The following is a 20,337-nucleotide window of genomic DNA, read 5'->3' as shown; positions in this document are numbered from 1 at the left end:
TTGGAATATTCCAATAAAGACATATCGAACTCCCGCTCCTACCGTGACGTGATGACAGAGAATCCGGACGCAGCAGGAGGAACGAGCGGCGGCGGGCAGCGACGTGAGCTGACCGCCCGCCTCGCCGTTCCCGAGATGGACTGTCCCTCTTGCGCCCAAAAGGTGGACAAGAGCCTCCAGCGTGTCGACGGCATTACTGACGCCACGCTCCAGCCGACCACCGGCACGGCCAACGTCACGTACGACCCTGATCGGACTAGCGAAGCCGACGTAATCAAGGCGATTGAAGGCGCCGGCTACGAGGTCGTCGGGGGCTCGGACGCCGAGGGCGATGATGAGGACAACCAGGCGGCCGATGGCGTCGACATCGCACCACCATCGGAGGTCTGGACGAGTCCTCGCGCGAATAAGACGTGGCTCGGCGCGGCGTTCCTCACCGCCGGGCTCCTCTTCGAGTTCCTCCTCGCAGGACAGAATATCGCCATCGCAAGTGTCCTCGAGTACCCGCTCCACATCGCAGATGTCCTGTTCCTCGGCGCCGTCGCGGCCAGTGGCATCCCGGTCGTCCGTAGCGGGTACTACTCCGCGAAGAACCGGAGTCTGGACATCGACCTGCTAATGGGGACGGCCATCATCGCAGCGACCGGCATCGGCTATTTCGTCGAGGCCGCGACGCTGGCTGTCTTGTTCAGTATCGCCGAACTGCTCGAAGACTACGCGATGGACAGGGCGCGAGACTCCCTGCGTGAGTTGATGGAACTTTCGCCAGAGGAGGCGACCGTCCTTCGCGATGGTGAGGAAGTCACGGTGCCCGCCGACGAAGTGGAGGTGGGCGAGACCGTGGTTGTTCGCCCCGGTGACAAGATTCCGCTCGACGGGACGGTCATCGAAGGCGAGAGTGCAGTCGACCAGTCGCCGATCACGGGCGAGAGCGTCCCCGTCGACAAGGCTGCCGGCGACGAAGTGTACGCGGGCAGCATCAACGAGGAAGGATACCTCGAGTTCGAGGCCACTTCGGCCGCCTCGGATTCGACGCTCTCGCAGATCATCGAGATGGTGCAGGGCGCACAGGCGAAGAAGACCGAGTCTGAGCAGTTCGTCGACCGCTTCTCCGGCTACTACACACCCCTCGTCGTCGTGCTGGCAATCCTGACCGCCGCAATCCCGCCGCTGGTCATCGACGACCCCATCTCGGTCGACCTGGCCGGGTACGGGTTCACCTTCGCGAGCGACTGGCAGACGTGGTTCATCCGGGGGCTCACCCTGCTGGTGATCGCCTGTCCCTGTGCGTTCGTCATCTCGACGCCCGTCTCGGTGGTGTCGGGAATTACGAGCGCCGCGAAGAACGGCGTCCTGATCAAGGGCGGCAACTACCTCGAGGCGATGGGCGAAGTCGACGCCGTCGCCGTCGACAAGACCGGGACGCTCACGAAGGGCGAACTCGCCGTCACCGATGTCGTCCCGGTCGGTGACACCACGGAGGACGATCTGCTCCGTCGCGCCGCCGGACTGGAGCGTCGCAGTGAGCACCCCATCGCTGCGGCCATTCTCGCCCGTGCTGAGGAGACGGGCGTGGGTAATCTGCCCGATGCGACGAGTTTCGAGAGCCTCACGGGGAAGGGCATCCGGGGCGAGATCGACGGCAAGACGTACTATGCGGGCAAGCCCGCGCTCTTCGAGGAGCTGGGCTTCGACCTCGCTCGAGCACGCCGCGAGACGGACGGCGGCGTCGTAGCGGAAGAGTCGTCAGAGTCCGACGACGGGGCGTTTGCCGAGAATGCACTCTCCGCGCTGGAGCGGGAGGGCAAGACGGTCGTCATCGTCGGGACGGAGTCGGAACTGCTGGGTGCGATCGCCATCGCCGACGAGGTGCGGCCGGCCGCCGAACGGGCGGTCGCACGGCTGCACGAACTCGGCGTCGCGCACGTCGTGATGCTGACCGGCGACAACGAGGGGACGGCCCGTGCGATCGCCGAACAGGTCGGCGTCGACGAGTATCGCGCAGAACTATTGCCCGACGAGAAGGTCGATGCCGTGGAGGCGTTACAGGCGGAGTACGGCGACGTGGCGATGGTCGGCGACGGCATCAACGACGCGCCCGCGCTGGCGACCGCTGAGGTCGGCATCGCGATGGGCGCCGCCGGAACGGACACCGCAATCGAGACCGCCGACATCGCGCTGATGGGCGACGACATCGGGAAGCTCCCGTACCTGTACGAACTGTCGCACACGGCCAACGGCGTCATCCAGCAGAACATCTGGGCAAGCCTTGGTGCGAAGTTGATACTCGCGCTCGGCGTCCCGCTAGGGCTCGTAAGCGTCGCGCTGGCAGTCGTCGTCGGCGACATGGGGATGAGCCTCGGCGTCACCGGCAACGCGATGCGATTGTCGCGGATTGAGCCCGACCACTTCTCCGACGCGTGAATTGAATAGCAGGAACAGCATTCCCGATTCAAACCGCCCCGAATCGAAGTTTCCGTATCCGACTTGATTCGATGCAGGTGCTGTTTTTCGTGGGGTGGAATGGGTGAGCCCCGGCATAGGATCGTGATTCGATGACCTCAGAGGACGACCCGTTCCACGACTGCGAGTTGGATCCCGAGGCGATCCTCGGGACACACACCTTCGAAGGCGTCCTGTTCACCGACGAGACGGAAACCCCGGTGAACGTGCTGACCGGCGAGACGCCCGCACATTCGCAGGCCACCGTCGAGGAAGCGAAGGCGTTCGCTGCGAGTATCGATACGGACACACCACAAATCGCGCTCCCGGCCTCTGTCGAGACGCAGATCGAGACCCAGAGCAAACCCTACACCGCGGCCGCGTTCTTCCACTTCAAGGCGACCAGATCCCTCGAGCGTCACCGCGCCTACCACGCCGCCTACGATTCAGATGCGTACACCGTCGACTTCGAAGCGGACTACGAGTCCGGGGATCTGACCATCACCGCCGAGCGTGTGGCCGACTCCTGAACGCGATCTCCCGAAGCAGGTTTATCGAGCGCCGGCGATGGGTGCCGGCGCACCGAGCAGACAGAGCGGAGCAGAGCCCGGTGAGTCGGCGCTCCGAGGTGAACGAAGATGCATATGATCATCTACGCCTTAGTCGAAGCACCGACACGGCATGATGCCCTGATCGAAGGAAAAGCAGTCTTCGACCGTCTCGTCGGGGCGAATCCCCACGGCTGCGCCGTGTTTGATTACTACTGTACTTTCGACGAGGAGGATACGACGGTCGCCGGGAAGGCTCGCTGGGGAGATCTGCCGACGGCAGCACCGATAAACTCAGAGGAGGGTGGTGAACTGCTCGACCGGGCTTGGAAGGCCACGAAAGAGGAGTTTCAGCGGAATCTCGACCGGGTGAAGGAGGCGCTCGACGAGCTCAGCGACGAGGCGATCATGCGCGACAAGGACCTCGCCCGCCACGCGTTCCACCAGGTCGGCGCGTACGAAGGGCCCTCGATCCCGATGTACGACCAGCACGCACAGGGGATTCGACATCGGGATCAGCTCGACCGAGTCCTCGAGGAAGACGAGGACAGCCAGACGCTCTGGATCGTCCCCGCAGACGTTCACTTCTAACCGACGATGAGCAGAATCACCAATTGGTCCCGGGAGAGTCGTACACCAACACTCGCGTATCGGAACACCGAGACCGGTGCCCGAGCCATACTACACCGGCCCCCAGCGTCGTACCGATACAAGTGGCGCGCGGCGATCCTCGTCGACGGCTACCCGGTCTGGTCGCGAGGCTTCGAGACGAAGGAAACGACATCGTTCCGTGACGAACTCCGGGAGCGGCCCGCACCGGACCTCAGCTGCCCGGAGTGTCCGAACAACGACGTTCGCGTCGGCGAGAAGGCAGCAGACGGGGCGAAAATCCAGCGATGGTACGACTGCCCCGACTGTGGGTACGAAGCCCCCTCACGCATCGTCTACGGGCGGAGTACGCCGTGACTCAGGGCTTAGATTCGAGAGTGATGCCCGCACGTTCCGCTAAGGAACAGGTGTGCGTGGTTCGTTCGCTTCACCTATAGGAGGAGTATCCACCGATCAAATTAAGTATATCTAAAGGATATACACAGATATGGCGAATCGGTTTCAAATCGACGGCGAGGAAGTTCTCGACGGCCAAGTCAAGGAGTTCGGGAACAGCGCCCACGTCACCGTCCCCAAACGCTGGCGTGGGGCTAACGTGAAAGTCGTCCGTACCTCAGAACCAACCGAACAAGACGAAGAATGACTAATTCACAGGCTCTCATCAAGACGCTGGACTTCCAGCTCGACATCCAGAGCGATAATGAGAGCCTGCTGTACGACGCCACCCTCGAAGCGAGGTCGGTATACAACCAATCTATCCGACTCGCCAAGGAAGGTGTGGATTGGAACGTTATTCCCGACCGCGTGGCCGAGGACGCCAGCCTCGTGAAAAACACGATACAGCGCGTCGTCGCCAAAGCACTCGGTGCGATGGAGAACTACTACGAGTATGATGACTACAACAAACCCAGCCACACCAAAGACGGAACGTACCCGCTCCGAACGAACTACGAGGAGGGGTACAACCTGTCACTCACCGACGACGGCGACGTGGCGTTCCGGATCAGCGCGAAGCCCTACAAGCACGTCAAGGGCGTCCTCGATGGTGACGACGCTCATCTCGACATTCTCAAGACCGCCCTCGAAAGCGATGCATGGACGATTGGGACGGCGGAAGCCCTGTTCCGAAACGGCAACGCCGAGCTGCACGTCAACGTAACTAGCTCCGAGGGGACCGTTCGAGACAAGGAAAATTCACGGACAGTCGTTGGCGTGGATGTCAACGAGGACAATGTGGCGCTGACTGCACTCTCCAAGGGCAGTGTCGAGGACACAGTCGTTATCGAATTTCCGGACATCAAGTTCAAGCGCCACCGCTATTTCACGATGCGGAAGCGCGTGCAGAACTCAGGGAAGGACAGCATCCACGACACGTTGGAAGGACGTGAGGAACGGTTTGTCCGCGACCGACTCCACAAAGTGAGTCGTCATATCGTCGAGTGGAGCCGTCAGTTCGAGAAGCCGTGCATCGTCTTTGAAGACCTCAAAGAGATGCGCGACGGCCTCGACTACGGCACGCGGATGAACCGACGCTTGCACCGCCTCCCGTTCCGCGCGCTTCAGCACTACACGTCCTACAAGGCAGCATTCGCGGGTATTCCGACGGCTTGGATCAATCCCGAATACACGAGTCAATGCTGTCCGATGTGCGGCCATACGGAACGATCGAACCGTCACAAGAAGCGGTTCAAGTGCCAGTCCTGTTCGCATCAAGACCACGCCGACCGGAGTGCAAGCGTAAATATCGCCGTGAAAGGTGTCGAAGAGTATCAAGAGTGGACTGTGCCTGCTCTCAACAGCCTTCCCGTTGTTCGGAAGGTGCGACGGCAGGCATCGGGGGCTGTGGACGCCCCGACCGTGACCCACGACGCCGTTCGAGGCTATCAGACCGATGGCGTCGCGGGAGTGTCCGACTAATCCACGGGAAGTCTCGAGGACCGATCTCGAGACAGTTCACGGCGCCGAACGGTGAGCGAGTGGATCCCCGCTGGCCGCTGTTTTTCGGCCGGGCACGAGGTGGTGGCCCGGTACGACCGGGTGAGTCAACCAATGAGTCTCGAAGTACTTGACCGACACAGCGAGGCACTGTTCGAGTTCCTCTGGTGTCCCGTCTGCGGGCAGGAGGTCTTCACTCACATCCCGTTCGAGGGGGTGTTCTGCAAGAACTGCAACACCCAGGTCGAACTCCAGGAATCCCGAGAGACGCGCGGCTACGAGGAGGCCGTGCTCGCCTGCTTCGATTCTACCACGACCTGGAACCTCCACGTCGACGAGAAGCTACGTCGCGACCTGCCTGATGGGTCGGCCCGCGTGAAAATCTTCGGCGCACCGGGCGCCTACAAGGTCGACTGGTGGAGTCCAAAACCTGACGACGATTGGGAGCCGGTTGAGCGAGGCGAGTTCGACGACGTCGAGGAACCTGCGGAAGTATCGCACTTGGCCTAGTGGTTGCGGAGGACGGCTTCCTGACCGAGTCACTCATCAGCGTCGTCGAATTCGATCAGATTCTCGCGGCCCAGCTGGAGTTTCTCGATCGTTCCCTCGTCGACCATGTTCCCGATGACGCGTGACGTTTTCGAGGCCGACCAATCAAATTCGTCGGCGATGGCGGCCTGGCGCATGCGCCCACCGTTCGCTTCGAGCAGGTCCTGGACACGTTCGGGATCAGTCAGGACCGCCCCGCCTGTCGCCACGTCATCCGTCGGTGCGTCCTCACCTGCCGGTGCCTGCGTCTGATCATCTGCATCCCCGGCTTCGTTTACCGACTCTGGTTGGTCGCTGCCGCTCGAATCGTCGCGGCGGCGCCAACCGACGTACGCAGCGATACCGACGAGGGTCACCAGGAGTACCCCACCCAGGACGACTCCCGGTCTCGTATCACCGAACGGCGACGACGTCGCCCTATCGGGCGACGGTGACTGCTGATCGGGCTGTTGTGACTCTGTGGTGGTATCGAACACAACGCGCGGGTGGCGGTTGGCGAAGTCCTCGCGACCGACCCACGTCACGACCCCATCGTCCCGGCTGGCAGGCGTCGGTTCCGCACGACTGATTTCGTACCCGGTCGGTGCCTCCATCTCGAGCGTATCGTTCGCCGCCAGGAAGAAGCCACCCTGGAAGACGTCGCCGACGGCGAGCGAGTCATTCTGTTGGGCGGCGAAGCCCGTCCAGGTAAACTGGTAGGTGACGATCCCCCAGCGGCGGGGGACCTCCTGGATGCTCGTCGAGGCGGTGAAGTTCACGGCACGCATCTCGCGTCCGGTTGCGTTCGCTGCGTTGGCCACGACACCTTGCATCCGCTGGCGGAAGGAGTCAAGATAGCGCGATTTGTTCTCGCGGAAGCGCTCTTGGAACGCTTCGTACTCGGTGACTCGGTCGTCGGTGTCCAGTCGGGTTCGAATCCGGATCGTCCACTGCGCCGATCCGTTCGGGGAGACGTGAATACGGGTGACCGTGTTGTCCGCTTCTGGTTGTGCCGTCTGTCCTGCAGCGCTCACGGCCGCCATCGGCAGAAGGGGCGCAGTGAGCAAGAGCCCGATGACACACATCGAACCGACAGTCATCGAACGATTCCGCAGAAAATCAGTCATTCAGTTACATCCAGATTCCGACGAAATACGTATAAGTTGTTTGCTCATCGGACGCGTCTGCGGGTCAACCCGCCCGAGGTGCGCTCGATTACGGATAGGACCTGTATCACTCCGAAGTAAGGCGATTTGAACGGACATTCCCGTTGCAAATGAGTGCAAACGTCCGCGAATGACTCTGACTATCTTGACAGTTTATGACCGTATCCCGTATACAAATGGCTCACGATGAAAGCAACGTCACTCGGATACGTACTTCTCGCACTGTTCGTCGTCGTCGGGATGACGATCCCGGCCGCGGCGGTCTCATTCGATGGGGCGACAGCCACCGATGAAAACGCGGCAGTGGCCGCTACGACTGCCCAGGTGAATGAAACCCAGAACAACTCGAGCGTGAACATCAGCGTCGGACAGCAACTCTCGACGGTCATCAGCGCGTCGAGCGACGAAGTCCAGACCGACTTCGAGAACACCGCCTTCGAGGTATCGGTTGAGGGCGCTGATGAAGAAGCACAGGCCGAGGCCATCGCCGACCGCGCGGAGGGGTTGCGCGACCGATCTGAGGACATCCGCGAGGACTACGAAGACGCCACCGAGGCGTACGAAGAAGGAGAGATTACCAAGTCCAAGTACGCTCAGCGGCTCGCCACGCAGAACGCGCGGGCGACGAATCTCCTCAACAGCTACGAACAGCTCCAGAAGCGCGCTCAGAACGTCTCCGCGCTCGAACTCCGGGCGGCTGGCATGAACCAGTCGGCGCTACGTGCCTCCGTCGAAAACCTGAGTAGCGTCAGCGGCACTGGAGCCGCGGCCCTCCTGAAGCAGTTCACCGGCGAAGCCGAGGGTGAGATCGAACTCGAGACCGCCGACGGCCTCTCGATCGAGATTCAGAACGAAGACGGCGAGCAGTCCCGCGAGATCGAACGCCCCCGTGATGCCGATTCAACCATCACGGTGAACCAGTCGACCGCCCTCGACACGGCACGGGCGGCGCTTTCGACGCCGGAGAACGGCACCTGGACGCTCACCGAGGCAAAAATCAAGCAGGACGAGGGCGCCTACGAGTTCGCGTTCGTCCTGCAGGGTGCTGCCACTCAGACTGGCGAGGCTGAAGTCAGCGTCGACGGATCCTCGGGCGAGGTCTACAAGCTCGAAGAGGAGATTGAACGCAACGACGCCGAGGACGAGGATGAGGAGGACGAAGAGGAACGTGAGGAAGAAGATGAAGAGAATGACGAAGATGCGGAAGACGGCGAACTCGCGGTGCTCGTCTCCGACGGGACGCCCGGTCCGAACGCGACCGTGACGCTCACTGTCCTCTCGAACGGGGCACCCGCCGAGAACGTCACCGTCTATCTGAACGAGGAGGCCGTCGGGACGACCGACGCCAACGGCACGGTGACGGTGACGTTGCCCGAGCGCGGTGAGGCGGAACTCACGGCCCAGAAGGGTGATGCCGAGGGTGAGCTCGAATTCGGGTTCGAGGAGGACGACGAAGATGACGAGGTCTTCCAACACCTGAACGTGGACGCGTCGCTGGCTGACGACACCGTCTCAGTGTCTGTCGCCTACAACGGCTCGGGCGTCGCGAATGCGACGGTCTACGCGAACGACCAGGTGCTCGGGACGACCAATGCTGACGGGACGGTGACGTTCACCATCGACGCTAATTCGACCGAGGAGCTCGAACTCGAGATCGTGAAAGGCGCGTTCGAAGCCGAACTGGAATACGAGATCCAGGACGGCGCACTCGTGTTGACCGAAGAAGAACACGAAGGCGACGGTGACAAGGCCGAGGACGAGGAGGAAGAACGCGAAGAGGACGAAGAAGACGAAAGCGAGGGTGACGATGATGCGGACGAAGAAGACGAAAGCGAGGGTGACGATGATGCGGACGAAGAAGACGAAAGCGAGGGTGACGATGATGCGGACGAAGAAGACGAAGAGGAAGACGAAGATGAGGATGATGACGAGGAGGAGGATACCGACGAGGAAGAAACTGAGACCCCCGAAGAGGACACTGACGAGGACGACGAAAGCTAGGTAACCTCCTGGCTCCTGCGATTTCAGGTTGTCAATTGGATCACGCACCGTGTTTATTCAGTAATGACAGTTTCCACTGACCCATAATACTCATCCATGATTGACCGTACCGACTCGACAACACGTCTCGCGGGAGCGGAGGGCATCCGTGTCGGCTGCGTCCTCGTCGTCCTCGTCTGTCTCGTGACCGCGCCGGTGGCTGCAACGGCGGCGACAGCACAATCCACCGAATCGGTAGCGTCGCTGTCTGCGGAGCCAGCGTTCGTCGTCGGTCTCGAAACAGACGAATCGGCTCGCGTGACGCTGGTCACCACCTTCGATCTGACCACCGATAGCGAACGTGAGGCGTTCGAGGCGCTGCGCGCGAACGAGACTGCCCGAGAACAGCGAACGAACCGGTTTGCGACCCGAATGCAGGCAATCGCAACCCGGGCGCAAAACGACACCGGTCGCGATATGGCGATTCGTAACCCCGCAATGACGTTCACGACCGAGAATGATACCGGTATCGTGGGCCTGTCGGTGACGTGGGGCGGGATCGCCGCTCAGGAAGGCGACCGACTCGTGCTTCGGGAACCCTTCGCCAGCGGCTTCGACATCGATCGGCCGTTCAGGGTCGTCGGCCCCGACGGCTACGCGCTGGACACAGCCTCCCCGCCGCCGACCACCCAGAAGCAGAACAGCGCGACATGGAGTGCGACGACGCAGTTCGAGGGGTTCGAGACGGTCTTTGCACCCGCAGCGGGCGGAACCGCGACTGACGCGGGTGATGAGGCGAGCGGAGCCGGCACCCCAGGATTCGGGATCGGCGTTGCGGCCGTCGCAGTGCTGGCCGCCAGCGCGCTCTTGGTGGTTCGTCGCCACCGAGAGTGACCCGATCGAGGCTCTCGCTCAGGGAGATGCGTTCCCGAAGCCTCGCCCTTGTAGCCAGTCCGCTACGTATGGAACCCACTCCGTGAATGGTGCCTGGACGTTTCGTATTCTCGTTCTTGAAATCGATTCTACTGTCCTGGGTAGCGTTTATTTCGCGCCGGCGATGGGTGCCGGCGCACACGCGCCGGCGAGTACCGATGTCGACACGGAGTCAACTCCGATTCGTCCAACGAGTCGAACAGACCGGTGAGACAGATGGCAGCGCCGACCGCGTCGCGCAGGTGTACCGGCATTCGGACGGGTACCCCGGGAGCGTCCTCCGGGATCTCGCACAACTGAAAGAGCTTCTCGATGCGACCCGCGCAGAGCGGGGACCGGGCTACACGGCGGCGACCTTCGTGTTCCTCGACAAGCTCTCGACGGTCGACCTCTATCTGGATGGCGACCCAGAGCAAACGATCGACGCAGCCCAGCCTGCTGACCTCCTCGAGCCGTCCAATATGGAGCACCTGGACCAGCCGCTGTTCCTGCTGGGCCACGGCGTCGAGAATCCGGCTGACGGCATCCACGGCGACGAGGAGTACCTCTACGTCGTGGAACTCCCGACGGAGAACCCGTTCGACGAGCCGACCGAGTGGACAGTCAAAGTGAGCGGTCACTCCGCGTTCCCCCGCTGGGACGGCCCGACCGACGAGGCCTTCGAGCGAGCGAGCTGGCAGTTCCACGGATCGCTCGAGGACGCGCTCGCAGAACTGGTCCGGGACGAAGCAGTCGTCAAGTAAAATCCCAAATCGTATTTATATAGTTAGGGTTTAGAAAGACACAGATGATTTTGAAGGCCGGACTCGCCGTGCTTGACGCGCTGAGCACCGGCCGTAAAGCAACACCGGCGGAACTGGCGGCCGAAACCGGATATTCACAGGAACATCTGTACGACGTACTCGACGAATTGCTCGCAGCGGGATTGCTCACAGAAACCCGTGGGTCCAGCAATCAGCGTCGTGTCCGCATCGCGGAACATCCAGTTACCGAAGCGTATCGAACGCTGCAGTCGGAGTTCAGCCACGTAGACTGGACGGAACTGCTCTCCCCAGCCACACTCCGCGTGTGTTGGTATCTCGATAGACCACGTTACATTGCTGATATCGCAGACCGGCTCGGAATCACTCGACAAGGTGTCCACAGCGCGTTATCGCCGCTCAAGCACCGAGCACTACTCTCCAGATCCGATTCGAAGTACGCCCTTCATGACGAAGTCTCGCCGCTGTTGGCGTTCGCCCGGGCTACTGTAGAGCACGAACATCGAGCCCGAGTCCGGGAGATCGCCCCCAGCGCCACGATCGCGTGGTGCGATCCGAACCGATCCCTCGTCCGCGTACAGACCGCTGAGGATACGGACGCACTCCAAGCAGCTCCGGACTGGGAGATGACCGGACTGGGTCGGTTTGCAGCGTATGGTCTACAGTTTTTCCTCGCCGGCGAGCCTCCGTTCTGGTATGCTCCAGACGAGGAGCTAACGCCTGCTGAAGTCGTATGCCATACGCTCCTTCTCGATAGCGGATCCCGACGAGTCAGCTATTCGATGCTGCTGATCGAGACGAAAGATATCGATCAGGAGACACTCGTCGAGACCGCGCGGTGGTACGACCTGGAACCCACTGTGAAAGCGTTGTATCGGCCATTTCAGGGCGACTTCGACAGGACAGATGATCTGCCAGTCATCCTCCCGAAGAAGGACGAATATATCGCGCTCAAAGAGCAATACGGCGTCTCGTAACACCCACCCTGCAGTCTGGCGGAAAATTGCGACGGGTTAGATGATGCCGCCGATCACGAGTAGTCCGACGACGAGCAGCAGCGTCGCAACCACGCTCCCGCCAGCCAGTAGCCTGTTCTCCATCGCCTTCTCGTGGATCGGCATCTCGGCGTACTCCTTGCGGAACGCGTCGAGATTCTGTTCGTCGTAGAAGTACTTCGTCTTCAGCGCGAACCGTTCGGTCACCGCACAGCCGGTACAGACCGGCTCCCCTTCGAGCCGTTCGGTCTTGATGTGGGTGTCGCAGGCGATCGCCCCGCAGTTCGGACAGTAGGTGTACGTCTCGTCGACGCCGCTCGTTTCGCAGTGGACGCAGCGATGAATCCCGTCCTCCAGAGTGACCCGTGAGGGGCCAGCAGCATAGTATTCGTACGGATACGAGTACTCCAGTATCTCTGTCGTCTGCCGAACCTCAGGTAGATACACCGGCTCAATCGATTGCACTGAGATGTCCGAGAGATTCGGCTCACACGTCTTGTTGTACGTGACGTTATTGTCGCCGGTGTAGGTCACCGTCGTCGTGTGGTAATCCTGGAGGCGGTCAACAGCCCACTCCTTGTACTCCGTTTGGGTCTGGCCGAACCGTCGTTCGTCGACGTCGTCGAATACCTCGGTAAACTGTCCGGTATCGAGGGGAACCGTCGCGTGGAAGTTCTCGGTGACCAGCGTCGCGACTTCGTCGTCGGCCACCTTCGGATGGCCGCGCTCAGCGTGGACAACGAACTGTGTGCGGTCGTTGATCCGGTGGATGACACCGACGGAGGTCTCGAAGACAGCGTTCGTGTCGGCGGTGATCGCAACCACTGGTCGGAACGTCACTTGCGAGTGCGGCACCGGCAGATCCGCGGCCTCGATGTTCTCGATGTCGCGGAACGCCTCCTGGACAGGTGCGTCGACATCCGCCGCCGGATCGTACGGTCGGAGCGTCTCGTCACAGAGGATCTCGATGCGCCCGTTGTAGAGATCGAGACCGATTTCGTCGGCGATCTCACGAAGGTCCTCGCCGTCGATCAGCTCGATGGGATAGGGATCGTCGTTCCGCTGGAGCCGGTCAGCGTACTCCTCGGCAGGGTTCGTAAATCGACCTGTGGTGGCGACCATCCCGCGTTTCGGGCCGTCGAAGTCGAACGTCGCGATGGCCGAGTGCAGCTTCTGGACGACCGGCCGGCCGACCGTCCCGGTGTGCTTGCACTCGACGATGATCGCACGGCGGGTACCGTCGACGACCTCTTCCATGATGACGTCGCGCCCCTCGTCAGCCGTGCGGTCGGCCTGGCGGACGTTCTCGTAGCCGAGGTTCCGGAACACGTCCTCCATCACGTCCTCGAACTCGAACCCCGAGAGATCGTCCAGTACAGCCATCCTCAATCATGTGGATAGTACGTTGCAACTGCCAAATACGTTGCCGAACGCTACGCCGTCCTGTTTGTTGAACCCCTGAGAGGGGTGCGGGGGTCACCGAACCGCCCGCGAGCTATGACCGATTCAGAGCACCCTTTGCGAGACGAATTGCTCCGCCGCGGACCCTACCTGAAGCAAGATCTGAGTACGAGGTCGAGAGTTTATAACACATTACGGGGGAACCGCGGAGGGAGGTGACGGAGTCTTGACCGACCATATCTGTGACTACTGTGGCGAGTCGTTTGCGACCTCCAACGAGTTGGGTGGCCACGTAACCGCTGTCCATCGTCGCGACCAGATCGTAACGGACGCGGATAAAATTCTCGACGACATTCAGCGTGTCGCAGACAAATTAGGAAAACCGCCGACAGCAAAGGAGATGAGCGAGCACGGAGAGTATTCTCAGCGTGTCTGTCAGAACAAATTTGGGAGTTGGAACGAGGCGCTTCGTGAGGCTGGCCACGCTCCGAATCGGAAATTCCGACTCACCGATCAGGACCTGTTGGATGAGATAGAACGCCTTGCGGAGCAGTTCGGTCGCCCGCCATCGAGCGGGGAGATGGATCGGGTTGGGGAGTATCACAGATGGACGTATGACCACCGATTTGGGGGGTGGGAAGAGGCACTCAACGAAGCTGGCTTCTCACAACCACGGTCCTATCAAGAACGTTCAGAGATTCCGTACGGGCCAAATTGGCCGGAGCAACGGCGGCAAGCATTGGAACGTGATGACTTCCAGTGCCAAACGCCGTGGTGTGGGATTACCCAAGCGGATCATCAAGAGCAAGTTGGGAAGGACATCTCTGTCCATCATTTGGTCCCGCGGAAGGTCTTCGTCGGTCCCAACGGGCAGTTTGACTACGAACAGGCGAATCGAGTCTCGAATCTCGTGACGGTCTGTTCGAAGCATCATCTCATCTGGGAAGCCGTCGCCCCGCAGCGGTTGGATACAATTGTCGACGCCACACGGCCACCAGAGCGAGGTGAACCGGACGGTGTTGCTCTCTCCCTACGAGGGAATGAGGGGTAACCCCCTCGTGATTCAAATGCGACAGACAGACGAGTCCATCCCGACGCCAAACGCAGACGACCTCACGAAGAGAGAACGACTTCACTGGCACCTGACCAGTGCCCTCGCATGCGCCGAGTCGCCGGAAACGAAATCCCATCTTCGAGGAGCACTTGTGGAGTATCGGAAGCTCCCGCCGACACCACTCGTTGAATGTCCGTTCTGCGGAAAGGTCGGGCTTCCAGAGCGGATCCAAGCTCACGAGTGTCAACGACTGTAGGGTCGTTTTTTGCGCCTCGATGGGTGGAGGCGCAGATCAGAACGCTTCGCGCCTTCGGAGGATGCTATGAAAGACCCAGAGACAGCTACGGTCTTCGCAGGCCTCGATGGGCGAACCGACACTGAACTACCTGAGTGGTACGCGGAGCAACACGCTACCCCCGATCCAGTCAGCTTCAGTCAGGCGATTCGAGAGCTTCCACAGGCGATCGAGACAGCAGTCGCATATCGTAACCCGTACAGCGATGAGTGGGTCGAAACGGAACGGTTCAACGCACTCGTCGAGCCGTCGCGATTACAAGCAGAAGCGAATGGGGACGCCGAGACCGAGTCGTTATTTCACATCCCGACTGACTCGTACTCGATCATCAACCCGGTCGACGTCTACGGGCCGCTAGAGGAGGTCCTTCGGGAGGAGACCATCGACGGGACGCCGCTGGGCGACGTGATGTTCGGCGAGATCCGGCGCTACCGGGGCGGCGGCGAGGTCCACATGGACATCATGTTCGACGGCCTCGAGGTGCGCCTTCCTGGCCGGTCGGACCCGATCACAATGGGCGTGACCTCCGGCTACGACTTCTTCGGTGAGCACGCCGTCTACGTGGAGGGGTTCGCCCAGGACGGGTACTGTTCAAATACGATGCGGTCGCTCACCGACAAGGAGGTCATCAAGCACGTCGGCGACGTACGGAACTTCCGCACCTAGTGGGAAGAACTCCTCGCACAGGTCGAACTCGTCGCCGACGACCTCTTCGAGTTCATCCGTGACGCCCAGGACATCGACCTCGACTTCTCGGAGCTCCCGTTCACCGTCACGGAGTTTTACAGTCTTCTGGGCTTCCCGGACTACCTGGCCGAGCGCGCTGCGAGTGATGCGGAGGCCAACGCGACCTCCCCCGTCGAGATCGATATGTGGACGCTGCATTCCGGCGCCACGTACGCGCTCACCCACTTCTTCCAAGGCAAGGAGGGTGCGTCGCTGGACGGCTACGTTCGCACGGCCAACGACATCCTGTTCAACCCGGAGGGCACCATCGAGCGCGTCGAACGCGCTTACGAGGAGGAGCTGGAGACAGACGGCGATGACGGGTCGCAGGCGTCGCTCGCCGGCGAGCGCGCGCTCGCGAGCATCGAGCGCATCAGCGACGATCTGCAAGAGAAGGTCAACCAGTTCGAGGAGCGCGAGGACGCGCTCCGTGAGCGGTTCCAGGATGCCATGAGCTGATTGTCGGAGCGGCGTTCACTGAAACGATCCTCAAATAGCAGCTTACGTGAGCGGTTCCGGTTCCTCGTTATATTCGACTGCTAATTCGACATCCTCAGGACCGGGTTCATCGCGTTCCGCTTCCAGCGTCTCAAGAGCGTCTTTGACCGGGAAGAAATCCGGCTTCTCGAGTGCATCTTCTGTCGCCCAGGCGTATCGAATCGTTTGCTCGGAATCGATAAGGAACACGGCACGCTGCGGGACGCGCTCGTGGTTCTCCCATTCGTCATAACAGACATCATACGACTCGGCAACCCGCCCGGAACTATCACTAAGTAACGGGAAATTGAGGCCGTATTCCTCGGCGAATGCTCGGTGGGCGTAGACGCTGTCACCAGAAATTGCCCAGACATCGAGAGCGGGCGTTAGCTGAAACCACTCTGCATCGCGAATCGCACACAGTTCGTTTGTACAAATAGGACTGAAATCAAACGGGTAAAATACCAGCAACGCAGCCCGATCATTGGCTGTTGACTCATCCAAGCAGTACCCGGTTTGTTCTCCGTCACGGAGACCCGGAAGAGTAAATGACGGTGCAGACGCTCCCTCGTTTATCATGCGACATAGTAGCACACGAAGACAGGATAGTCTTGGGGCTAACACCCCCACCTGAATGGAGGAGCCTCAGATGTGGGATGTAATTCACTGGAGTCCGTACGTCAGGAGTTCGCCGTCGCCCACTCAAGAAGGGGTTCTAATCTCGAACGAATCTCATCCCCCTCGTCAGTTAGCGCGTATTCGACGCGTGGCGGAATTTCGTTGTACTGCGTCCGTGAGACGAGTCCTGCTTCCTCGAACTCGTCGAGGCGTTTCGAGATTGTCGAGGTGCTCGCTGTCGGAAGGTGGTCTTCGATCTCCGCGAACCGCAGTGAGTCGTGTGCGCCGATGATGCTGACGAGTTGCATCGCGTATTTTCGGCTCAACGTGTCGATAACTCCTGTGAGCGGACAGTAGCACGTCCCCTCAACATCGCACGTTGGCGCCGGTGAAGTAGTATCTGCCATAGCTTCGTAGCCTCCAACCTACTCCATAGCTTCGGACTCTGGAGTATAAGAACTTCCCGTCGTAAAGTATCAGTATAGATGACTCACACCTCCGACTATGATCTCGTGATTCTCGGTGGGGGCGCCGCAGCCTTCGCCGCGATCACTGAAGCGAGCCGACGGGACCTCTCGACGGCGGTGGTGAATACCGGCTTGCCCATCGGCGGGACGTGCGTGAACGTCGGCTGTGTCCCGAGTAAGCATCTACTCGCCGTCGCCGAGAGTGGCGCTGCAGCGTCGGAGAATCCCTTCGACGCCGTCACATATCCCGAAGAGCCGACTGTCGACTGGGCCGACGCCCTCGACGGCACCAACGAACTCGTCGAGCGGTTCCGGCAGGAGAACTACGTCGACGTCGCTGAGCGCTTCGAGACCGACATCTACGAGGGCTATGGCCGGCTCGTCGACGACACGACCATCGAGGTCGTCGACGGCTCCGACGAGGGCGCGCGCATCACTGGAGAAAAGGCTCTCGTCGCGACCGGGAGTTCACCGTGGGCACCACCCATCGACGGCCTCGACGACATCGACTACTACACGAGCGAGACAATCCTCGAGGAGCGCGACCTTCCCGAGAGTATTCTGATAGTCGGCGGCGGGTACATCGCGCTGGAGTGGGGCCAGATCCTCCACCGTGTCGGCGTCGACGTAAGGGTTCTCCAGCGCTCCGGTCACGTGCTCTCAGGTATGGAAGGCCAGCTCGGCCGGGAGATGGAACGAGCCTTCCGCGAGGAAGGGATCGACATCATGACCGGTAACGACTTCCAGCAGGTTCAGGGTGTGGCTACCGACAATAGTGCTGACTCTGGTCAGCAGGGCGTCGCTGTGGAGACTGTCATTGAGGGCGATAAACGAGCGTTCACCGCCGAGGCGTTGTTCGTCGCGACAGGCGTCCAGCCCAACAGCGAGGACATCGGCTTGGAAGCAGTCAGCGTCGAGACCGAATCCGATGGCGCGATCCACGTCGACGAGCATTTCCAGACGACCAATCCCGACGTCTACGCAGCGGGCGACGTGATCGGCGAGCCCGAACTGGAGACGGTCGCCGCCAAGGAGGGCAATCACACCGTCAAGAACGCCTTCGGCAACGAGGGCGTCAGCATCGACTACGATACAGTCCCCGCAGTCGTGTTCACCAGCCCGGAAGTCGCAGCCGTCGGGACGACAGAACGCGAGTATATGGACGAGCACGGCACCTGTTCGTGCCAGACCATCCAGATGGCGGATGTCCCGCGGGCGAAGGCAGTCAAGAACACGGATGGCCTCGTCCAGGTCGTCAAACACCACGAGACCGACGAGATCGTCGGCGTCCACATGGTCGGGCCGCGTGCCGCCGACATGATCATGGAAGCCACGCTGGCTGTGAGGTTTGGGCTGACTGTCGACGACATCATCGACACCGTCCACCCGTTCCCGACGTTCAGCGAGGCGTTCAAACACACCTGTCAGGCGTTCCGACGGGACACGTCGACAATGAGCTGCTGTATCGAATGAATCTCACTCCGGGTCGGCCGGCGCAGTACTGCGGAGGAGCATCGTCTTCACGCGACCGACCCCATCGAAATCACGGAGCCGATACACGAGTTCCCGCACCCGCGCCGCATCGCCATGACAGAAGACGGTCTCTAAACACCACTCGCCCTGGTGGGTGTGGCTCATCGTCTCGATGACGTCCTGAAACTGGTGCTGGGCAGTATGGAGATCGTGAATCACCTCGTGGTGCTGGTAATCGAACGCCAGTACAGCGACGACCTCACCCGAAACCTCTTCGAGTTGTGAGTGCCCCTCGATGTATTCCTGCATCGCTTCACGAATCGCCCGCGAGCGGGAATCCAACCCCTCAGCCTGCCACGTCTCGTCGAACTCCTCGAGAATGTCCTCAGACACGTTCAAGCTCGTGCGCATACTCCCCAATTGATCCCCTACTGTCTTGACCCCTCGATTATTACGGGACCCCCGTTTCAGTCTTAACAACCGCTATACAACGCAGGGATAGAGAGATAGATGAATGCTCCACGGCGAGGCGTTACCAGTATTGGTCGGCGCGATTGCTCTCGGATTTGTACACGGCATCGAGCCCGGACACGGATGGCCGGTCGCTGCGAGCTATGCGCTCGATCAATCCAACAAGTGGCTCTACGGACTCGCCAGCAGCTTGCTAATCGGCATCGGCCACCTCATTAGCAGTCTGGCGATGGTCGGCGTGTTCTTTTACGCGAAATCCTATTTTCGGTTGACGCAGGTGAACGAGCCGATCTCGATTCTTGGCGGCGTTTCCATCGGCGGTCCGGTCAGCATCGTCGCAGGCATCTTACTCATCGGACTCGGGATTCGAGAGTACACACACGGCCATTCTCACCAGCACGAGGACGACCACGATGGGCATACGGAGGAGCAGTCGACCCACCACAGTCACGGCACGTCACCCACGCACGAACACGCCCCGGATGGGGTTCTTACCTGGGTGAAAACTCGGCTTGGAGAAATCAGAGGGCACTCCCACGAGCACAGGACCGATCCGGCTACTGACGCCGACCGCGGGCTACTCGGAATCGCCTGGTTCGCATTCGTCCTCGGGTTCGCTCACGAAGAAGAATTCGAGATTATCGGCCTCTGTGCCGGTTCGACGTACTGTCTGGAGCTGATGACTGCGTATGCGCTGACGGTCATCGTCGGCATCGTCGGGTTAACGATGCTCCTCATCGCCGGCTTTCAGGAGTACGAAGAAACGGTGGAGAAGTACACACCGTACCTGCCGCTGTTCTCAGCGATCGTCCTCGTCGTCATGGGACTCGGCTTCATCGCCGGCGTCTTCTGAATCACGCCGAACGCTCTCCACCGTCCCATTCTCAGTGAGGTCAATAAGCGCGCGATTTAGCAGTTTCCGGAGGACGAACTCCTCGTAATGCTGTGTTGCACAGTACTCGCACGGCTTCATTTCTCGTGCCACTGCCTCGATCTCGTCGCCGTGCTCCCCATAGAGCGTCTCGACGAGTCCTGCTAATTCGGCTGTCGCGGTTTCCTGCGCCCCAGCGAGCGTCTGCTCGGCGTCCTCTGGAAGGTCATACGAGAAAATCCGCGTGTTCGACTTGTAGAACTTCCGCGTCCCGCCGCCAGCTTCTTCGAGACGGGCGATCTCGACCATCTCCGCATCTTTCAGGATGTTCACGTGGTGGCGGACCGTCGTCTCCGCCTTTTCCTCGCCACGACGATGCAGTTCGTCGTGAATCTCCTCAATCGTCATTTCCTCGGCAGCGAGCATATCGAGGATCTTAGCTCGGACGTCGTTTTCCAGCGCCTTCGCTTTCTCCAGATCCGTCGTCACGACTTCGCGGATCGGCACGTCAGATTCGAGGAGCGCCATTCTTGTGACGAAGTAAGCGCATGACGACAGTAAGAGTAACGCTACGCTTCCGACAGTGG

20 protein-coding genes and 1 pseudogene are annotated in these 20,337 nt (G+C 60.6%); 15 read left to right on the top strand and 6 right to left on the bottom strand.

Going from position 1 to position 20,337, the window contains the following annotated elements:
* Nucleotides 1–51 precede the first annotated feature (51 nt).
* From C471_RS09730 to C471_RS09710, 7 genes are all read left to right on the top strand, one after another.
* Nucleotides 52–2,424, top strand: a complete 2,373-nt coding sequence (locus C471_RS09730) for a heavy metal translocating P-type ATPase (protein ID WP_193366119.1) — start codon at nucleotides 52–54, stop codon at nucleotides 2,422–2,424.
* 131 nt (nucleotides 2,425–2,555) lie between these two features.
* Nucleotides 2,556–2,972: a hypothetical protein gene (locus C471_RS09725; RefSeq protein ID WP_004048590.1), complete on the top strand. Its 417-nt coding sequence runs from the start codon at nucleotides 2,556–2,558 to the stop codon at nucleotides 2,970–2,972.
* Nucleotides 2,973–3,080: 108 nt separating this feature from the next.
* Complete coding sequence (locus C471_RS09720) at nucleotides 3,081–3,581, top strand: hypothetical protein (protein ID WP_004048589.1); 501 nt, start codon at nucleotides 3,081–3,083, stop codon at nucleotides 3,579–3,581.
* A 6-nt stretch (nucleotides 3,582–3,587) separates the two neighbouring features.
* Nucleotides 3,588–3,956 (top strand): DUF7568 family protein, encoded by a 369-nt coding sequence (locus C471_RS16450; RefSeq protein WP_004048588.1) that lies wholly within the window; start codon nucleotides 3,588–3,590, stop codon nucleotides 3,954–3,956.
* Between the two features lie 130 nt (nucleotides 3,957–4,086).
* Nucleotides 4,087–4,242 carry a DUF2080 family transposase-associated protein gene (locus C471_RS16445; protein ID WP_004048587.1) on the top strand — a complete coding sequence of 52 codons (156 nt, stop codon included), beginning with the start codon at nucleotides 4,087–4,089 and terminating at the stop codon, nucleotides 4,240–4,242.
* Nucleotides 4,239–5,516: an RNA-guided endonuclease InsQ/TnpB family protein gene (locus tag C471_RS09715; RefSeq protein ID WP_004048586.1), complete on the top strand. Its 1,278-nt coding sequence runs from the start codon at nucleotides 4,239–4,241 to the stop codon at nucleotides 5,514–5,516. Before C471_RS16445 ends, C471_RS09715 begins: the two co-directional genes overlap by 4 nt.
* Nucleotides 5,517–5,648: 132 nt before the next feature.
* Nucleotides 5,649–6,044: a DUF7567 family protein gene (locus C471_RS09710; protein WP_004048585.1), complete on the top strand. Its 396-nt coding sequence runs from the start codon at nucleotides 5,649–5,651 to the stop codon at nucleotides 6,042–6,044.
* Between the two features lie 29 nt (nucleotides 6,045–6,073).
* Here the strand turns inward: C471_RS09710 and C471_RS09705 are convergent, their stop codons facing one another.
* Complete coding sequence (locus C471_RS09705) at nucleotides 6,074–7,189, bottom strand: DUF7345 domain-containing protein (protein ID WP_152421880.1); 1,116 nt, start codon at nucleotides 7,187–7,189, stop codon at nucleotides 6,074–6,076.
* A gap of 225 nt (nucleotides 7,190–7,414) precedes the next feature.
* Between C471_RS09705 and C471_RS17870 the strand changes: the two genes are divergently transcribed.
* The 4 genes from C471_RS17870 to C471_RS09685 all read left to right on the top strand — a co-directional run bounded on the left by C471_RS17870 (nucleotide 7,415) and on the right by C471_RS09685 (nucleotide 11,879).
* A complete protein-coding gene (locus tag C471_RS17870; RefSeq protein WP_004048583.1) occupies nucleotides 7,415–9,229 on the top strand; it encodes a DUF7096 domain-containing protein in 1,815 nt (604 codons plus the stop codon).
* A gap of 96 nt (nucleotides 9,230–9,325) precedes the next feature.
* Entirely contained in the window at nucleotides 9,326–10,102 is a 777-nt protein-coding gene (locus tag C471_RS09695) for a DUF7345 domain-containing protein (RefSeq protein WP_004048582.1), read from the top strand.
* Between the two features lie 197 nt (nucleotides 10,103–10,299).
* Nucleotides 10,300–10,884: a hypothetical protein gene (locus tag C471_RS09690; RefSeq protein WP_004048581.1), complete on the top strand. Its 585-nt coding sequence runs from the start codon at nucleotides 10,300–10,302 to the stop codon at nucleotides 10,882–10,884.
* 44 nt (nucleotides 10,885–10,928) lie between these two features.
* Nucleotides 10,929–11,879, top strand: a complete 951-nt coding sequence (locus C471_RS09685) for a winged helix DNA-binding protein (RefSeq protein ID WP_049909225.1) — start codon at nucleotides 10,929–10,931, stop codon at nucleotides 11,877–11,879.
* Nucleotides 11,880–11,915: 36 nt separating this feature from the next.
* Here the strand turns inward: C471_RS09685 and C471_RS09680 are convergent, their stop codons facing one another.
* On the bottom strand, nucleotides 11,916–13,280 hold the full coding sequence (locus C471_RS09680; RefSeq protein WP_004048579.1) for a restriction endonuclease: 1,365 nt from the start codon (nucleotides 13,278–13,280) through the stop codon (nucleotides 11,916–11,918).
* A gap of 244 nt (nucleotides 13,281–13,524) precedes the next feature.
* Between C471_RS09680 and C471_RS17450 the strand changes: the two genes are divergently transcribed.
* Nucleotides 13,525–14,349: a homing endonuclease associated repeat-containing protein gene (locus C471_RS17450; protein WP_160163141.1), complete on the top strand. Its 825-nt coding sequence runs from the start codon at nucleotides 13,525–13,527 to the stop codon at nucleotides 14,347–14,349.
* Nucleotides 14,350–14,674: 325 nt separating this feature from the next.
* A pseudogene (locus C471_RS18375) lies at nucleotides 14,675–15,832 on the top strand (hypothetical protein).
* Nucleotides 15,833–15,874: 42 nt separating this feature from the next.
* Here C471_RS18375 and C471_RS09670 read toward each other — a convergent pair.
* Complete coding sequence (locus C471_RS09670) at nucleotides 15,875–16,429, bottom strand: peroxiredoxin (protein ID WP_049909224.1); 555 nt, start codon at nucleotides 16,427–16,429, stop codon at nucleotides 15,875–15,877.
* Between the two features lie 101 nt (nucleotides 16,430–16,530).
* Nucleotides 16,531–16,875, bottom strand: coding sequence for a winged helix-turn-helix transcriptional regulator (locus tag C471_RS09665; RefSeq protein ID WP_080505578.1), 345 nt, complete (start codon nucleotides 16,873–16,875; stop codon nucleotides 16,531–16,533).
* Nucleotides 16,876–16,953: 78 nt separating this feature from the next.
* On the opposite strand from C471_RS09665, the gene merA reads away from it, so the two are divergent.
* A complete protein-coding gene (gene merA, locus C471_RS09660) occupies nucleotides 16,954–18,408 on the top strand; it encodes a mercury(II) reductase (RefSeq protein ID WP_004048575.1) in 1,455 nt (484 codons plus the stop codon).
* Between the two features lie 3 nt (nucleotides 18,409–18,411).
* Here merA and C471_RS09655 read toward each other — a convergent pair whose 3' ends face one another.
* Nucleotides 18,412–18,819: a CopG family ribbon-helix-helix protein gene (locus C471_RS09655; RefSeq protein WP_004048574.1), complete on the bottom strand. Its 408-nt coding sequence runs from the start codon at nucleotides 18,817–18,819 to the stop codon at nucleotides 18,412–18,414.
* Between the two features lie 103 nt (nucleotides 18,820–18,922).
* On the opposite strand from C471_RS09655, the gene C471_RS09650 reads away from it, so the two are divergent.
* Complete coding sequence (locus C471_RS09650; RefSeq protein ID WP_004048573.1) at nucleotides 18,923–19,732, top strand: hypothetical protein; 810 nt, start codon at nucleotides 18,923–18,925, stop codon at nucleotides 19,730–19,732.
* On the opposite strand, the gene C471_RS09645 is transcribed toward C471_RS09650, so the two are convergent.
* Entirely contained in the window at nucleotides 19,679–20,278 is a 600-nt protein-coding gene (locus C471_RS09645) for an ArsR/SmtB family transcription factor (protein ID WP_004048572.1), read from the bottom strand. The two genes, C471_RS09650 and C471_RS09645, sit on opposite strands and share 54 nt — an antisense overlap.
* Nucleotides 20,279–20,337 lie beyond the last annotated feature (59 nt).

This window comes from Halorubrum saccharovorum DSM 1137, assembly GCF_000337915.1.
GTDB lineage: Archaea > Halobacteriota > Halobacteria > Halobacteriales > Haloferacaceae > Halorubrum > Halorubrum saccharovorum.
The sequence above is the reverse complement of the archived record's forward strand: the minus strand, read 5'-3'. Positions and strand labels throughout refer to the sequence as shown.

What these genes read in the sequence shown, in the direction of transcription:
- C471_RS09705 (WP_152421880.1), bottom strand. Translation starts at nt 7,189, where the DNA reads ATGACTGATTTTCTGCGGAATCGTTCGATGACTGTCGGTTCGATGTGT.
- C471_RS09695 (WP_004048582.1), top strand. Translation starts at nt 9,326, where the DNA reads ATGATTGACCGTACCGACTCGACAACACGTCTCGCGGGAGCGGAGGGC.
- C471_RS09670 (WP_049909224.1), bottom strand. Translation starts at nt 16,429, where the DNA reads ATGATAAACGAGGGAGCGTCTGCACCGTCATTTACTCTTCCGGGTCTC.
- C471_RS09645 (WP_004048572.1), bottom strand. Translation starts at nt 20,278, where the DNA reads ATGGCGCTCCTCGAATCTGACGTGCCGATCCGCGAAGTCGTGACGACG.
- C471_RS09720 (WP_004048589.1), top strand. Translation starts at nt 3,081, where the DNA reads ATGCATATGATCATCTACGCCTTAGTCGAAGCACCGACACGGCATGAT.
- C471_RS09710 (WP_004048585.1), top strand. Translation starts at nt 5,649, where the DNA reads ATGAGTCTCGAAGTACTTGACCGACACAGCGAGGCACTGTTCGAGTTC.
- C471_RS09715 (WP_004048586.1), top strand. Translation starts at nt 4,239, where the DNA reads ATGACTAATTCACAGGCTCTCATCAAGACGCTGGACTTCCAGCTCGAC.
- C471_RS09655 (WP_004048574.1), bottom strand. Translation starts at nt 18,819, where the DNA reads ATGCGCACGAGCTTGAACGTGTCTGAGGACATTCTCGAGGAGTTCGAC.
- C471_RS16450 (WP_004048588.1), top strand. Translation starts at nt 3,588, where the DNA reads ATGAGCAGAATCACCAATTGGTCCCGGGAGAGTCGTACACCAACACTC.
- C471_RS16445 (WP_004048587.1), top strand. Translation starts at nt 4,087, where the DNA reads ATGGCGAATCGGTTTCAAATCGACGGCGAGGAAGTTCTCGACGGCCAA.
- C471_RS09665 (WP_080505578.1), bottom strand. Translation starts at nt 16,875, where the DNA reads ATGGCAGATACTACTTCACCGGCGCCAACGTGCGATGTTGAGGGGACG.
- C471_RS09725 (WP_004048590.1), top strand. Translation starts at nt 2,556, where the DNA reads ATGACCTCAGAGGACGACCCGTTCCACGACTGCGAGTTGGATCCCGAG.
- C471_RS09650 (WP_004048573.1), top strand. Translation starts at nt 18,923, where the DNA reads ATGCTCCACGGCGAGGCGTTACCAGTATTGGTCGGCGCGATTGCTCTC.
- C471_RS09730 (WP_193366119.1), top strand. Translation starts at nt 52, where the DNA reads ATGACAGAGAATCCGGACGCAGCAGGAGGAACGAGCGGCGGCGGGCAG.
- merA (WP_004048575.1), top strand. Translation starts at nt 16,954, where the DNA reads ATGACTCACACCTCCGACTATGATCTCGTGATTCTCGGTGGGGGCGCC.
- C471_RS09685 (WP_049909225.1), top strand. Translation starts at nt 10,929, where the DNA reads ATGATTTTGAAGGCCGGACTCGCCGTGCTTGACGCGCTGAGCACCGGC.
- C471_RS17870 (WP_004048583.1), top strand. Translation starts at nt 7,415, where the DNA reads ATGAAAGCAACGTCACTCGGATACGTACTTCTCGCACTGTTCGTCGTC.
- C471_RS09680 (WP_004048579.1), bottom strand. Translation starts at nt 13,280, where the DNA reads ATGGCTGTACTGGACGATCTCTCGGGGTTCGAGTTCGAGGACGTGATG.
- C471_RS09690 (WP_004048581.1), top strand. Translation starts at nt 10,300, where the DNA reads ATGTCGACACGGAGTCAACTCCGATTCGTCCAACGAGTCGAACAGACC.